The 14287-nt window shown below is 71.8% G+C and carries 11 protein-coding genes and 1 tRNA gene; 5 read left to right on the forward strand and 7 right to left on the reverse strand.

Annotated elements, in window-relative coordinates; all coding sequences use genetic code 11:
• The first annotated feature begins 3 nt into the window (after positions 1–3).
• Positions 4–3252 (forward strand): Tat pathway signal protein, encoded by a 3249-nt coding sequence (locus ACFY3I_RS32415; protein WP_390864624.1) that lies wholly within the window; start codon positions 4–6, stop codon positions 3250–3252.
• A 67-nt stretch (positions 3253–3319) separates the two neighbouring features.
• Here the strand turns inward: ACFY3I_RS32415 and ACFY3I_RS32420 are convergent.
• Positions 3320–3393, reverse strand: a tRNA-Thr gene (locus tag ACFY3I_RS32420).
• A gap of 216 nt (positions 3394–3609) precedes the next feature.
• On the opposite strand from ACFY3I_RS32420, the gene ACFY3I_RS32425 reads away from it, so the two are divergent.
• The 3 genes from ACFY3I_RS32425 (at position 3610) to ACFY3I_RS32435 (ending at position 6298) form a co-directional block, all read left to right on the forward strand.
• A complete protein-coding gene (locus ACFY3I_RS32425) occupies positions 3610–4746 on the forward strand; it encodes a sn-glycerol-3-phosphate ABC transporter ATP-binding protein UgpC (RefSeq protein WP_365289706.1) in 1137 nt (378 codons plus the stop codon).
• Between the two features lie 227 nt (positions 4747–4973).
• A complete protein-coding gene (locus ACFY3I_RS32430; RefSeq protein ID WP_365289708.1) occupies positions 4974–5480 on the forward strand; it encodes a hypothetical protein in 507 nt (168 codons plus the stop codon).
• A gap of 86 nt (positions 5481–5566) precedes the next feature.
• Positions 5567–6298 (forward strand): nucleotidyltransferase family protein, encoded by a 732-nt coding sequence (locus ACFY3I_RS32435; RefSeq protein ID WP_365289709.1) that lies wholly within the window; start codon positions 5567–5569, stop codon positions 6296–6298.
• Positions 6299–6470: 172 nt separating this feature from the next.
• On the opposite strand, the gene ACFY3I_RS32440 is transcribed toward ACFY3I_RS32435, so the two are convergent.
• The 6 genes from ACFY3I_RS32440 to ACFY3I_RS32465 form a co-directional block, all read right to left on the reverse strand.
• Positions 6471–8195: a DoxX family membrane protein gene (locus tag ACFY3I_RS32440; protein ID WP_390864625.1), complete on the reverse strand. Its 1725-nt coding sequence runs from the start codon at positions 8193–8195 to the stop codon at positions 6471–6473.
• Positions 8196–8345: 150 nt separating this feature from the next.
• Positions 8346–9287: a 23S rRNA (guanosine(2251)-2'-O)-methyltransferase RlmB gene (gene rlmB, locus ACFY3I_RS32445; protein WP_365289713.1), complete on the reverse strand. Its 942-nt coding sequence runs from the start codon at positions 9285–9287 to the stop codon at positions 8346–8348.
• A gap of 122 nt (positions 9288–9409) precedes the next feature.
• Positions 9410–10807 carry a cysteine--tRNA ligase gene (cysS, locus tag ACFY3I_RS32450; RefSeq protein ID WP_390864627.1) on the reverse strand — a complete coding sequence of 466 codons (1398 nt, stop codon included), beginning with the start codon at positions 10805–10807 and terminating at the stop codon, positions 9410–9412.
• 118 nt (positions 10808–10925) lie between these two features.
• On the reverse strand, positions 10926–11444 hold the full coding sequence (gene ispF, locus ACFY3I_RS32455) for a 2-C-methyl-D-erythritol 2,4-cyclodiphosphate synthase (RefSeq protein WP_390864628.1): 519 nt from the start codon (positions 11442–11444) through the stop codon (positions 10926–10928).
• Positions 11434–12198: a 2-C-methyl-D-erythritol 4-phosphate cytidylyltransferase gene (gene ispD, locus ACFY3I_RS32460; protein WP_365289719.1), complete on the reverse strand. Its 765-nt coding sequence runs from the start codon at positions 12196–12198 to the stop codon at positions 11434–11436. The genes ispF and ispD overlap by 11 nt, the downstream gene beginning before the upstream one ends.
• Positions 12199–12486: 288 nt before the next feature.
• Complete coding sequence (locus ACFY3I_RS32465) at positions 12487–12969, reverse strand: CarD family transcriptional regulator (protein ID WP_003953493.1); 483 nt, start codon at positions 12967–12969, stop codon at positions 12487–12489.
• A gap of 603 nt (positions 12970–13572) precedes the next feature.
• Here ACFY3I_RS32465 and ACFY3I_RS32470 point away from each other — a divergent pair.
• A complete protein-coding gene (locus ACFY3I_RS32470; RefSeq protein ID WP_390864629.1) occupies positions 13573–14244 on the forward strand; it encodes a DUF461 domain-containing protein in 672 nt (223 codons plus the stop codon).
• The last annotated feature ends 43 nt before the right edge of the window (positions 14245–14287 follow it).

Below are 14287 nucleotides of genomic sequence, written 5' to 3' on the forward strand. Positions count from 1 at the left end.
TTGATGGCACTCACCGTGCCCGGCACCGGTTCCGCTACGGCGACCGGACCCGGGCGGCTCACCGCCGTGACGGTCCTGGTCGTCTCACTGCTCGCCTCACTGCTCACCCTCACCGGCGCCGGGACCGCCCGCGCCGACGACGACCCGGCGTGCGCACCGCTGCCCCTCGCGTCCTTCGGCGACCCCGGGGACGCGGAGGCCAAGGTGTCGGTGCCGGCGGACGGCAGCACCTGCTTCACCCTCACCGCCGAGGCGCCCGGCCTGCACCTGGTCTCCCTCGGCGCCGGCAGCAGTGACCTGTACCCACAGCTGTACACCGCCGACGGCACCCAACTCGACTGCTACGACACCGAGTACCGCGTCAAGGGCTGGTGCGACCTGCCCGCGGCCGGCGACTACACCCTCAAGGTCGTCAACACCGCCTGGGACCTCGCCGCCTCGACGCTCACCGTCGTCCCGCTCGGCTCGGCCACCCCGGGCTGCTTCGACCCGACCGGCACCGGCTGGGACCAGCCGCCCGCCACCCGCACCAGCGTCGGCCCGGCCGAGGTCGACTGCCAGCCCTTCACCGGGCGGCCCGGCGAGCGCATCGTCCTCACCGCCGCCACCTCGGTCTACGGCAGCACCACCGCGTGGCTCACCGACGCGACCGGCGCCCGCGTCTGCCCGCACTTCCCGGAGGACGGCGAGGACGGCTGCGTGCTGACCGGCAGCGGCCCCTACCGGGTGATCTCCCAGGTCACCTACTCGGAGAACGGCTTCCCGGCCGGGTACACGGTCGCCGCCCGCCGCCTGAACGACCCCCGGGGCTGCGCCACCGCCCCGGTCCGCCCCTACGGCGCCCTGGACCCGCAGGACCTCACCGTCGGCGGCTGCCACACCTTCACCACCGACAAGGCCGGCCTCTACACCGTCCACTACGTCGACGAGGACCGCGGCACCGGCCCGGTCCAGGTCTACGGCGCGGACGGCAGGAGCGTGTGCCGCTCCGGCACCGACCCGTGCCGGATACCCGCGGCCGGCACCTACACCGCGATCCCCGAGGGCCCCGCCCGCCAGGGCGTGATCGTCCTCGACCGCGCCTCCGACGCCGGGTGCGTGACCACCGGATACGGCCTGCACCAGGGTGAGCTGAGCACGCCCGGCCAGTACGACTGCCTGACCCTGCCCGCCCCGCGGAACGCCCGGATCGCCGCGCTCCGCCCGCTGGCCTCCGCCGGCGTCCACCCCGACGTGGAGGTCGTCGACGCCACCGGCACCGCCCAGTGCGACGCGCAGGCCCTCGGGGCCGGTGACTGCGCGCTCACCGGCACCGCGCCCTACCGCCTGCTGCTGCACAGCAGGTACCAGGCCGAGGGCGCGACCGGCCCCTACAGCGTCGCCCTGCACCGCACCGACGTCCCCGAGGGCTGCCCGGTGCTGCCCGCCGGCAGCTTCGCGGCCGACGGCGCGAAGGCCACGTTCGCCACCGGTGACGGCGACTTCTCGCAGTGCCTGAGCATCCCGGCGGACGCCCACACCGGCGCCGAGCTGCTCCAGCTGGCCACGCCCGGGGACGTACCCGCGATGTTCTCGGTGCTGGACGCCACCGGCAAGAAGGTCTGCGAGCGCTACGCCTCCACCGACGGCTGGAGCGTCTGCCCGCTCACCCCGGGCCAGGCACACACCGTCCTGGTCACCGGCCAGGACAAGGCGGCCACGTACACGCTGAGCCGCCGGGACGTCACCGCCTCCGCGACCTCGGCGGGCTGCGCGAGGACCACGGCGGCCAAGGTCGGCGGCCCCTCCGTGACACGCGGATACGGCGCCGCCGGCACCGTCGACTGCGTCCAGGTCACCACCCCCGCCGCCACCGACGTCGTCCACCTCAACGTGCGGGACGCGCTCGGCACGGCGAACATCGCGGTGTTCGGCGGCGACGGAAAGAGCGAGTGCTCCTTCCGCAACAGCGCCTGCGCGGTCACCGGGTCCACCACCCACCAGGTCCTGGTGCAGACCCCGGCCACGCTGCGGGCCGCGCCCCAGTACCACCTGGACGCCCTGCGTATCGCGACCGCCGACGGCCCCGCGCCCGAGTGCACCAGGGTCCCGTCGGTGTCGTACGGGTACGGCCCGGTCACCGGCACCCTCGACGAGGCGCACAGCGCCGTCTGCGCGGTCCTGCCGACCGCCGGTCTCGACCGCTTCTCCGCCGACATCAAGGACACCGCGGGCGCGGCCGACACGGCCGTACCGGCGCTGTACAACCCGGCGTCCTGGCGCAACGGCTGCGTCCACTACATCGGTTCGGACGGCGACGGCTACGACTGCGCCGCGCTCGGCTCGTCCCCGGCGGCCACCCCGACCGTGTTCCTGCTCGGCCTGCCCGAGACCGCGTCCAGCACCTCCTACAGCGCTCGGCTGGCCTGCTCCTCCGTCATCTGCGGCACCGACAAGGTGAGCGTCACGGGGGTCAGCCCGGCCACCGGGGTGAGCGGCACGAAGGTGAAGGTCACGGTCACCGGCACCGCGCTCGGCCCGAACACGCAGGTACGGCTGAGCCTCTCCGGCCGGACGATCTCCGCGAAGGCCGACTCGGTCGCCGCCGACAACCGTTCGGTGACGGCCACCCTGGACCTGACCGGCGCGGCCGTCGGCGACTGGACCGTCAGCGTGCTGTCGTTCTGCTGCGAGTACCAGAGCGGCGGCTTCACGGTGACCCAGCCCCGGCTGACCGGCACGGCCGCCCCGAAGATCACCGGCACGGCCAAGGTCGGCGCCAAGGTCACGGCGGCCACCGGCAGTTGGTCGGCGGCCCCGACCTCCTACACGTACCAGTGGAAGGCCGACGGCAAGGCGGTCTCCGGGGCCACCGCCGCGTCGTACACCGTCCCGGCGTCCCTGCTCGGCAAGAAGCTCACCGTGACCGTGACGGCCGTGAGGAGCGGCTGGCTGAGCGGCTCCGCGACCTCGGCCGCGGTGACGATCGCGAAGGGCGACGCGCCGAAGGCGACCAAGGCCCCGACGGTCACCGGCACGGCGAAGACCGGGAAGAAACTGACGGCGGCACACGGCACCTGGAGCCCGGCCGCCACCTCGTACGCGTACCAGTGGTACGCGAACGGCAAGGCGATCAGCGGGGCCACCAGCTCCACGCTGACCCTGAAGGCGGCCCAGAAGGGCAGGAAGATCACCGTGCGGGTCACGGCCCACCGCACGGGCCACAGCGACGGCACGGCGACCAGCAAGGCGACGAAGACCGTCACCGGCTGACCCCGCCCCGACAGCCGACGGCCCCCGCGATCCGTGATCGCGGGGGCCGTCGGCGTCTGCCGGAAAGAGCCCCCTGTCGGATTCGAACCGACGACCTTCGCTTTACAAGAGCGGCGCTCTGACCAGCTGAGCTAAGGAGGCACGCGCACGTCCCGACGGGTGCGCCAGTGCAGTGTACCCACGACCTGGTCGGTGCCCGTCGAAAATTTCCGCGAAGTTCACAGGGCTCCAGGTACTGACATACGGGGTGAACGCCGGGTACCGTCCTGAGCCAGTTCACTCACGTGGACTACACCACCACCTTCCTACAACGGATCGTCCGGCACGTTCCTGCCGGTAGAAGGGGGCCTCTGAGCCATGGCCACTGTCACGTTCGACAAGGCGACCCGGATCTACCCGGGTTCCACCAAGCCCGCCGTCGACGGCCTCGACATCGCGATCGAGGACGGCGAATTCCTCGTCCTGGTCGGCCCGTCGGGCTGCGGCAAGTCCACCTCGCTCCGGATGCTCGCGGGGCTCGAGGACGTCAACGGCGGTGCCATCCGCATCGGCGACCGCGACGTCACGCACCTGCCGCCCAAGGACCGGGACATCGCCATGGTGTTCCAGAACTACGCCCTGTACCCGCACATGACCGTCGCCGACAACATGGGCTTCGCGCTCAAGATCGCCGGCGTCAACAAGGCGGAGATCCGGCAGAAGGTCGAGGAGGCCGCGAAGATCCTCGACCTCACCGAGTACCTGGACCGCAAGCCCAAGGCCCTCTCCGGCGGTCAGCGCCAGCGTGTCGCGATGGGCCGCGCCATCGTGCGTGAGCCGCAGGTCTTCCTCATGGACGAGCCGCTGTCCAACCTGGACGCCAAGCTCCGTGTCTCCACGCGTACGCAGATCGCGTCGCTGCAGCGCCGCCTCGGCATCACCACCGTCTACGTCACCCACGACCAGGTCGAGGCCATGACGATGGGCGACCGGGTCGCCGTGCTCAAGGACGGTCTGCTCCAGCAGGTCGACTCACCGCGCAACATGTACGACCGCCCGGCCAACCTCTTCGTCGCCGGCTTCATCGGCTCCCCCGCCATGAACCTGGTCGAGGTCCCGATCACCGACGGCGGCGTGAAGTTCGGCAACAGCGTCGTCCCGGTCAACCGCGAGGCGATCCAGGCCGCCGCCGACAAGGGCGACCGCACCGTGACCGTCGGTGTCCGTCCCGAGCACTTCGACATCGTCGAGCACAACGGCGAGGCCGCGGCATCCCTGTCCAAGGACTCCGAGGACGCCCCGGCCGGCCTCGCGGTCTCCGTGAACGTCGTCGAGGAGCTCGGCGCCGACGGCTACGTCTACGGCAGCGCCAAGGTCGGCGACGACCTCAAGGACCTGGTCGTCCGCGTCAGCGGCCGCGCGGTCCCGGAGAAGGGCGCCACGCTGCACGTCGTGCCGCGGCCGGGCGAGACCCACGTGTTCTCGACGTCCACCGGCGAGCGTCTCTCCGACTGAGTGCGCGTCACGGTGACAAACCTCTGACCAGGGTGAATCCACCCAGGTTGACGTCAAAGGCCCCGCAGCCTGCTGCGGGGCCTTTGACGTTGCCCCGAATTACCCCGGCAAGCGGGTGGTTTTCGAGCAGCGTGCGTCAACCCCGTACCCGAAACCCGGCCCTTCTCCATCCCCCGAACCGGTGACTAAATGTCGCCAAATCATTACCGCACGCTACCCTCACACGCGTGAAGCACTCCACCACCCCTCAGACGCGACGCGGCCACCGGGGCGGCCCTGCCCGCCGTATCGGCCGCACGCTCGCCCTCGTCCTGCCCGTCGTCCTGGTGCTCTCCGGGACCCTCGCCGTCACCCGCGTCAACTGGACGGGAAGCCCGCGGAACTCGGTGCTCACCGCGACCGACGTGACCGACGCCGACGTCTCCGCCAAGACCGCCTCCGCCAAGACCGCCTCCGCCAAGGCCGTCTCCTCGCGGGCCGTCCCGCGAGCCGCCCAGGACGTCCTGCGCGACCGGCTGATGACCGAGCTCCAGGACAAGAACCCGGGCCAGGTCCTCACCCACCTCCAGCAGGCGGTCAACGGCCACCCGTCGCTGGCCGAGCACTGCTCGTCCATCGCGCGGGCGCTGGGCCGGGCCGCGGTGCGCATCTACGGGGCCTCGCGCGCCCAGTCGTACGCCCGCCCGGTCTGCGACACGTCCTTCGCGTCCGGCGTGCTGGCGGCGCACAGCTGAACGGCGGCGGGTGCCCGGGTAACGGATCGCCCAGCACCGCCGTACGGCGGGAAGCCGGTCCGGGGGCGCGCCGTACAGTTCGGGTCATGACCCATCCGAACGTCGCGCTGCGCCCCACTCAAGCCGTGGTCCTGGCCGGTGGCCAGGGCTCACGGCTTCGTCCGTACACCGACGACCGGCCCAAGCCGATGGTCGAGATCCCCGGTACGGGCACACCCATCATCGGCCACCAGCTGACCTGGCTCGCCGAGGAGGGCGTCACGGACGTGGTGGTCTCCTGCGGCCATCTCGCGGACGTCCTGCAGAAGTGGCTGGACTCCGCCGACCTGCCGCTCTCCGTCACCACCGTGGTGGAGAGCGAGCCACTGGGCCGGGGTGGCGGCCTCAGGTACGCGGCCGCGCACCTCCCGCACACCGACCGGCCCTGGTACGCCACGAACGGCGACATCTGGACGCGGTTCTCGCTGCGCGACATGGCCGACTTCCACACCGAGCGGGACGCGGTGGCGACGCTCGCGCTCGCCCGGCCGCGGATCCCCTGGGGCGCGGTGCAGACGGACGGCTTCGGGCACATCACCGACTTCATCGAGGCGCCGCCGTCGACGTTCGAGATCAACGCGGGCGTGTACGTCTTCTCGCCCGAGTTCGCCGCGATGCTTCCCGAGCGGGGGGACCACGAGCGGACGACGTTCCCGCATCTCGCCCGGAGCCGGCAGCTGGCCGGGTTCCCGATCCCGCAGGGGGCCTACTGGCGGGCGATCGACACGGCCAAGGACCTGACGGAGGCGGCGAAGGAGCTGGCCGCGCTGGGACGGTAGGCCGCGTGGGGCCGGCATCGGGTCCGCCGGCCCCGGGACCCGTTCGGGCCTGTCGCACGGTCCCCCGCGGACCCCGTTCGGGCCTGTCGCACGGTCCCCCGCGCCCCCCGAGGACGCCTGAAGGGCCCCGCACCCTTGCCGGTGCGGGGCCCTTCCTCGTTCGCTCGCCGTACTAGCCCAGCAGGCCGCCCACCAGGCCGGGCTGGCCCGAGGAGGACGAGCCGCCGCCGGTGCTGCCCGTACCGCTGCCCGTGCCGCCGGTGGCGGAGGTCCCGCCGGCGGTGCTTCCGCCCGAGCTCGGGCCGGCGGTGGTCGGGGCCGGAACCGTGTGCCGGGGCGGGACCTGGCCCGTCGTGCCCTGGGTCTGGCTGGGGGTCGTGGTGGTGGCGCCCGTGCTGCGGGTCGCGCCCGGGCTGGTCGCCGCCTGTGACGGGCTGGCGGAGGCACCACCGGAGGGCGCCTTCGACGCCGACGGGCTGGCCTGCCTGCCCTTGGCCGACTCGCCCGGCAGCGGGGAGCCGGGAAGGTTGTTGCGGGGGGCCTCGCCGGGGCCGGGGACGACCACGCGGCTGGAGTCACGGACCGCGCCGCCCAGCAGCGAGCCGACGAGCAGGGTGACGCCGATGGTGATGGCCGTGATCAGGGCACCCCGGCGGAGCACGTAGGCGCGCAGGTCCCAGATGTCGGAGTGCGGGCCCAGGCGTCGCCAGGCGCTGCCCGCGAGCCGGCCGTCGACGGAGTAGACGGGGGCGCCGGCGATGATCAGCGGGGACCATGCGGCGAGGTAGATGATGTCGGGAGCGTCGTAGGCCGGGACGGTCTTCCAGCTGACGGTGACGATGAGCGCGGCGGAGAGCAGCGCGCCGACGACCGCGGCCACCCGCTGCCAGCAGCCGAGGACGGTCAGGACCCCGACGATCACCTGGAAGAAGGCGATGACCAGGCCGGAGCCGACCGGGTGCTGCAGGGCGAACTGGCGCAGCGGCTCGGCCACGTCCCAGGGATGCAGCGTGTTGAGCCAGGTGACCATGGAGCCGCGCTTGCCGCCGTCGAAGTAGACGGGGTCGCACAGCTTGCCCATGCCGGCGTAGATGGAGATGAAGCCTAGGAAGATCCGCAGCGGGAGCAGGACCACGCCCAGGTTCATCCGGCGGCCGGGGTAGTAGGCGTGCCGGGCCGGGTCGTCGCTGTGCCGCCTGGCCGAGCGCGACTCCTCGAAGTCCTCGAACTCGTCGTCGCCGTAGGCCTGCTCGCCGTGGCCCTGCCCGTCGTAGCCCTGGTCGCCGTAGCCCTGGTCGCCGTAGCCCCGGTCGCCGTACGACGGTCCGCCGTAGGCCGGTTCGTCGTAGGTGCTGCCCGCGGCCCGCATCGGCGGCAGCAGCCGGCTCTCCCCGGAGGCCGGGGAGCGCGGATGGCCGACCACCGGGGTCTCGACGGTCTGGTCCAGGTCGCGGTAGCCGTCGTCGACGCGCGGGATGACCTGGGTCGCGCCCGCCGGTTCGACGGGCTCCTCGACGTGGCGGACGCTGCCGCCGCGGACGGCCTGGAGTAGCCGGTGGGCGCCGGTGTCGTCGGGCGCGGACCTGCCGCTCCACACGACCGGGCGGCGACGGCCGGGCGCCGCCCCCGCTCTGCCCGCCGTGCCGGCGACCGGGATGCGCGCGGTGTCATCGGTGGCGCTCTGGTGCCGTGCGACCAGGGGAGATGGGGTACGCCGCTTCGATACGCCCAACTGCACGCGGAAACTCGCGTGGTTGACGATGACCTGCGCCGGATCGCTCGGCACCTTCACCATGCTCAGCGCGGGAGCGTCGTCGGGCCCGGAAGCGAATCCGGAACGGAATCCCGGCGTGCGGCCCCCCGTGGGTGTGCGGGGTGTTCTGGTGTCCACACTCATCTAACCGAGTGACGTGGAGTTAGGACACTGCTTTGACCGCCCCGAAGTGTCCGGACCCCGTCAAGGATGCGAAGGACGTCGGAATCACCCCGCGCGGGTGAGGTTGCGGACGTATGTCCAACCCCACCCGCGCACCGGCGTGTGCCGCCGTCAGCTCCGTCGCCGCGACGCCTCGTACAGGACGACCCCCGCCGCCACGCCGGCGTTCAGCGACTCCGCGCCGCCCGGCATCGGGATGCGGACCCGGAAGTCGCAGGTCTCGCCGACCAGGCGGGACAGGCCCTTGCCCTCGCTGCCCACGACGATGACGACCGGGCCGGAGAGCGCCTCCAGGTCGCCGACCGCGTGCTCGCCGTCGGCGGCCAGACCGACGACCACGATGCCGGCCTTCTTGTAGGCCTCCAGCGCGCGGGTGAGGTTGGTGGCGCGGGCCACCGGCGTACGGGCGGCCGTACCGGCCGACGTCTTCCACGCGCCCGCGGTCATACCGGCCGCGCGCCGTTCGGGCACGACCACCCCGTGGCCGCCGAAGGCGGAGACGGAGCGAACCACCGCGCCGAGGTTGCGCGGGTCGGTGACCCCGTCGAGGGCGACGATCAGCGGGTCCTCGCCGTCGTCGTACGCGGCCGCCGCCAGGTCCTCGGGGTGCGCGTACTCGTACGGCGGGACCTGGAGGACCAGACCCTGGTGGTTCAGGCCGTTCGTCATCCGGTCCAGCTCGGGGCGGGGCGCCTCCATGAGGTTGATGCCGCCGCGCTCGGCGGCGAGCTGGAGGGCCTCGCGGACGCGCTCGTCGTTGTCGATGAACTGCTGGACGTAGAGGGTCGACGCGGGCACGCCCTCGCGCAGCGCCTCGACGACCGGGTTACGGCCGACGACCAGCTCGGAGCTGCCCTTTCCGCCCCGGCCGCGCGGCACCGGACGGCGCTGGGCCTGCTTGGTCTTGGCGGTGGCGATGCGGTTCTTCTTGTGGCCCTTGCGCATCTCGGCGGGCGGGGTCGGACCCTTGCCCTCCAGGCCCCGGCGCCGCTGGCCGCCACTGCCGATCTGCGCGCCCTTCTTGCCGGACATGCGGCGGTTGTTGGCTGCCATGGGTTACCCGTCTCCGTAAGCTTCGTCGTACATACGTCTTATGCAGTGTGCCGCCCGGGGGGCCGGGCGGCACAGTCGATCTTGATTGACCGGTGGTCCGACGGACCGGTGGTCACGACTTGTCAGGACTTGAGGGTCCAGCGGGGACCCTGCGCGCCGTCCTCGATCGCGAGGCCGGACTGGTTCAGCCGGTCGCGGATGGCGTCGGCGGTCGCCCAGTCCTTGCGGCTCCGGGCCGACTCGCGCTGGTCGAGCACGAGCCGTACGAGGGTGTCGACCACGCCGTGCAGGTCCTCGCCCTTCTCCGCCCCGCCCGACCAGTGCGGCGCGAGCGGGTCGAGGCCGAGGACGCCGAGCATGGCGCGGACCTCGGCGAGACGGGCCACCGCGGCTTCCTTGTCGTCGGCCGCCAGCGCGCTGTTGCCCTGCCGGACGGTGGTGTGCACGACGGCCAGCGCCTGCGGGACGCCCAGGTCGTCGTCCATCGCCTCGGCGAAGGCCGGCGGCACCTCGGCCGAGGGCTCGACCGCTCCCCCGGCCAGCTCCACCACGCGCTGCGCGAAGCCCTCGATCCGCGCGAACGCCTGGTCGGCCTCGCGCAGCGCCTCCTCGCTGTACTCGATCATCGAGCGGTAGTGCGGGGTGCCGAGGTAGTAGCGCAGCACGATCGGACGCCAGTGCCTGACCATCTCCGAGACGAGGACCGAGTTCCCGAGGGACTTCGACATCTTCTCGCCGCTCAGGGTGACCCAGGCGTTGTGCACCCAGTACTGGGCGAAGTCGTCGCCGTAGGCCTTGGCCTGGGCGATCTCGTTCTCGTGGTGCGGGAAGATCAGGTCGAGACCGCCGCCGTGGATGTCGAAGGACTCGCCGAGGTACTTGTGCGCCATCGCCGAGCACTCCAGGTGCCAGCCGGGGCGGCCGCGGCCCCACGGCGTCTCCCAGCTGGGCTCGCCCGGCTTCACGGACTTCCACAGCGCGAAGTCGCGCTGGTCCCGCTTGCCGGTCTCGCCCTCGCCCGCCGGCTGGCGGAGGTTGTCCAGCTCCTGGTTGGAGAGCTCCAGGTAGTCCGGGTAGGAGCGGACGTCGAAGTAGACGTTGCCGTCGGCCTCGTAGGCGTGTCCGCGCTCGATCAGCCCGCGCATCATCTCGATCATCTCCGGCACGTGCCCGGTCGCGCGGGGCTCGTACGTCGGCGGGAGGCAGCCGAGCGCGGTGTAGCCATCGTCGAACGCGCGCTCGTTCTCGTAGCCGATCGCCCACCAGGGACGGCCCTGGTCGGCGGACTTGGCGATGATCTTGTCGTCGATGTCCGTGACGTTCCGGATGAACGTCACGTCATAGCCGCGGTATTCGAACCAGCGGCGCATGATGTCGAAGTTCAGGCCGGAGCGGATGTGGCCGATGTGGGGCGCCGCCTGCACGGTGGCACCACAGAGGTAGATCGAGACGCAACCCGGCACGAGCGGGGTGAAGTCACGGATCTGCCGGGCGTTGGTGTCGTACAGGCGAATAGTCACGGCACCTAGGGTAGTGGGCCGGGGGGAGTGGATGGCACCGGTATGTGAGGCGCCGCGGCGGGGCGCGGGTGCGTGCCGGCCGGCCACGCGATCCCCCACGCCCCCGGAGTGAGACCGGTCAGCCCTGTCGGACGACCAGCGCCGTGGCCACCGCCATCAGGCCCTCGCCCCGGCCGGGGAATCCGAGGCCGTCGGTGGTGGCCCCGGAGACGGAGACCGGCGCGCCGGCCGCCTCCGAAAGGATCTTCTCGGCCTCGTCCCTGCGCCTGCCGATCTTCGGACGCGGTCCCACGACCTGTACGGCGACGTTCCCGATCAGGAATCCGGCGTCGCGCACGATCCGGGCCGCCTCCGTCAGGAGGGTCACGCCGGACGCGCCCGACCACTGCGGCCGCCCGGTGCCGAAGTGCCGGCCGAGGTCGCCCAGACCGGCGGCGGAGAACAGCGCGTTGCAGGCGGCGTGCGCGACGACGTCCGCGTCGGAGTGACCGGCCAGCCCCGGTCCCTCGCCCTCCCACTTCAGGCCGGCGCACCACAGCTCGCGGCCCTCTTCGAAGGCGTGGATGTCGGTGCCGATGCCGACACGCGGCAGGACCACGGCGGGAGCACCGGGAGCCCCGGGAGTCTCAGAAGCCATCGTTCAGCCTCCTGCGGGCCAGGACCGCCTCCGCGAGGACCAGGTCGAGGGGGCGGGTGACCTTGAAGGCCTCCTCGTGGCCGGGGACGACCACGACCCGTTCGCCGAGCTGCTCGACCATGCTGGCGTCGTCGGTGACGTTGTCGGTGACCGTCTCGTGGGCGCGGACCAGCGTCGCGCGGTCGAAGCCCTGGGGGGTCTGGACGGCTCGCAGGCGGGCGCGCTCGGGGGTGGCGAGCACGGGCTCGGGCTCGCCGGGGGCGGCGGCCGGCTCGACCTCCTTGACCGTGTCGGCCAGCGGGAGCGCGGGGACGACCGCGGGCGCGCCGTCCCGGACCGCCTGGATCACCGCGTCGACCGTGTCGACGGGGACCAGCGGGCGGGCCGCGTCGTGCACCAGGACGATGTCGTAGTCGGGGGGCAGCGCGTCCAGGCCGAGCCTGACCGACTCCTGGCGGGACTCGCCGCCCGGCACGACGAGGAAATCGGTGCGGTCGGGCAGCGCGTGCGCGTCGAGGAGGGACTTGACCTCGGGCGCGCCGTCGGACGGGGCCACCACGACGACCAGCGAGACCGCGCGCGAGGCGGCCAGCGCGCGGATCGCGTGGACGAGCATGGGCGTGCCGTTCAGCGCGCGGAGGGCCTTGGGGGCGCCCGGACCGAGCCGTACGCCCCGGCCGGCGGCGGGAATCACGGCGGCGGTACGCAGTTCCGTACGCCGTTCCGTACGCGAAGGACGCGAATCGTCAGACATCGGTTCCTGTCAGGTTTGTGTGCGGGCCTGGCGTGGGTATGGCCTGGGAAGTGCCGGGCGCGACGCCTTGACCGGACCCTTCCGTGACACTGGTCGAGCCAGCAGCCCGGGCCCGGCACGCCTAGTATCGGGGTTTCCGCCGGTGGTACCGGCGGTTTCCGCCGAGGCGGGTTCCGAGAGCACCGGCTTTCCGGACACGGACATGCCGCAGCGCCCGGCGACAGGTGTGTCATCGGGCACCGCGGCATTATCAGTGTGCGGAGTCTCGGTGTGCCGAGCTGGATCGCGTCAGGACGCGAGGACCTCGTCGAGCAGGGCCTCGGCCTTGTCCTCGTTCGTGTTCTCCGCGAGCGCGAGCTCGCTCACCAGGATCTGGCGGGCCTTGGCGAGCATGCGCTTCTCACCGGCGGAGAGTCCGCGCTCGCGCTCACGACGCCACAGGTCACGCACGACTTCCGCGACCTTGATGACGTCGCCGGAGGCGAGCTTCTCCAGGTTTGCCTTGTAACGACGGGACCAGTTCGTGGGCTCCTCGGCGTACGGCGCGCGCAGCACCTCGAAGACCCGGTCCAGCCCGTCCTGACCGACCACATCACGCACGCCGACGAACTCCGCATTGTCCGCTGGCACACGTACCGTCAGGTCACCCTGGGCGACCTTCAGCACCAAGTAGGTCTTGTCCACGCCTTTGATCTGGCGAGTTTCGATAGCCTCGATCAGCGCGGCCCCGTGATGGGGATAGACCACGGTGTCGCCAACCTTGAACGTCATGTGACAGGTACCCCTTCCGTGGCTATCCAGGGTAACACGGAAACCGGCGGTTCTGAATGGCGTTTTCGCAGGTCAGGGCATATCTCGGGGCTTGACAACAGCGACAGGGACGTGCTGCGCAGGCCGTCCGGAACCAGGTATTCGCAGGTCGGAGCGGCTCTTCGGGCAAGGAGAAACGCGCACGTTACACGCCTCCGGACCGCCGTCCAAGTGGCTGAACGTCCCCAAATGTCCGCTTCCAGGCGTGCGACTTCCGCTACTCCGTTCGGATGCCCGATGCCGGATCGGAGACGTTTCCGGAATTGATCACGGCGCCCGGCCGAACGGCACGTGATCAATTTTCCCGGCCGTCGCGCATTCCTTCACGGAAATTTTGCGCGCGGTGTCGCGAACGAGTTATGTGAATGCCCGACGAGCGCCCCCGTAAGTGACCCAGGAGTCACTTGTGACGCTCTGGGGGTGCAGTCACTGAAGTGAAGCGAGGGCTTGGGGAGGGTCGGGTGCGGCCACGCGGGAACGGCTCGGTAACCTAAGGCCGCTGACAGACACTTAGGGCGGCTTTATTAGGGGGCCGCCCGTTGCGTTCAAGGAGTTGCCGCCGCCGTGAGCAGCAGCCTTCGACGCGGCGCCCTCGCCGCCTCCGCCATCGCCGTCTCCATCGCCGCGCTCTCCGCGTGCGGTGCCGGCAACGACTCCCAGACGCTGGAGATCAAGCCGGACAACGCCGCGACGAGCGTCGGTGACATCAAGATCCAGAACGCCACCGTGATCACCCAGCCCGACCTCACGTCGACGGGGCCGGCCGTGGTCTCCGCGGCCATCTTCAACACCGGCAGCGAGCCCGAGACGCTCCAGTCGATCGTCGTCGCCGGCACCAACAAGACCGCCGAGCTGCACGCCACCAAAACCCAGCCGCTGACCATCGAGCCCGGCGGCCGGCTGATCCTGGGCGGCAAGAACAACGCCTCCGCGGTGCTGGGCAGCAGCCGTGAGGCGGTCAAGGACGGCAACGCGCAGAAGGTCACGTTCACCTTCAGCAGGACCGGCGACGTGAGCCTGCGCGCGTTCGTCGTGCCGGCCGAGAGCTTCTTCACCGGCTGGGGCCCGAGCGCGGTCCCGTCGGCCACGTCCTCCGCGTCCTCGTCGGCCTCCGCCTCGTCCTCCGGTTCCCCGCAGGCGGGGTCCACGGCGAGCGAGAGTGCCAAGGGCAAGAACAAGGCGTCCGAGAGCGCCACCCCGAGCGACTCGGCGTCGGAGTCGACGAACGCGGGCTGAGCGGCCGTACGACCGACGCGGGAAGGGCGGCCCCTGGAGGGGC

Origin of the sequence: Streptomyces sp. NPDC001068, assembly GCF_042897315.1 — a bacterium.
GTDB lineage: Bacteria > Actinomycetota > Actinomycetes > Streptomycetales > Streptomycetaceae > Streptomyces.

What these genes read in the sequence shown, in the direction of transcription:
- ACFY3I_RS32465 (WP_003953493.1), bottom strand. Translation starts at nt 12,969, where the DNA reads ATGACGTTCAAGGTTGGCGACACCGTGGTCTATCCCCATCACGGGGCC.
- ispF (WP_390864628.1), bottom strand. Translation starts at nt 11,444, where the DNA reads ATGGCTTCTGAGACTCCCGGGGCTCCCGGTGCTCCCGCCGTGGTCCTG.
- ACFY3I_RS32415 (WP_390864624.1), top strand. Translation starts at nt 4, where the DNA reads ATGGCACTCACCGTGCCCGGCACCGGTTCCGCTACGGCGACCGGACCC.
- ACFY3I_RS32425 (WP_365289706.1), top strand. Translation starts at nt 3,610, where the DNA reads ATGGCCACTGTCACGTTCGACAAGGCGACCCGGATCTACCCGGGTTCC.
- ispD (WP_365289719.1), bottom strand. Translation starts at nt 12,198, where the DNA reads ATGTCTGACGATTCGCGTCCTTCGCGTACGGAACGGCGTACGGAACTG.
- ACFY3I_RS32435 (WP_365289709.1), top strand. Translation starts at nt 5,567, where the DNA reads ATGACCCATCCGAACGTCGCGCTGCGCCCCACTCAAGCCGTGGTCCTG.
- ACFY3I_RS32440 (WP_390864625.1), bottom strand. Translation starts at nt 8,195, where the DNA reads ATGAGTGTGGACACCAGAACACCCCGCACACCCACGGGGGGCCGCACG.
- rlmB (WP_365289713.1), bottom strand. Translation starts at nt 9,287, where the DNA reads ATGGCAGCCAACAACCGCCGCATGTCCGGCAAGAAGGGCGCGCAGATC.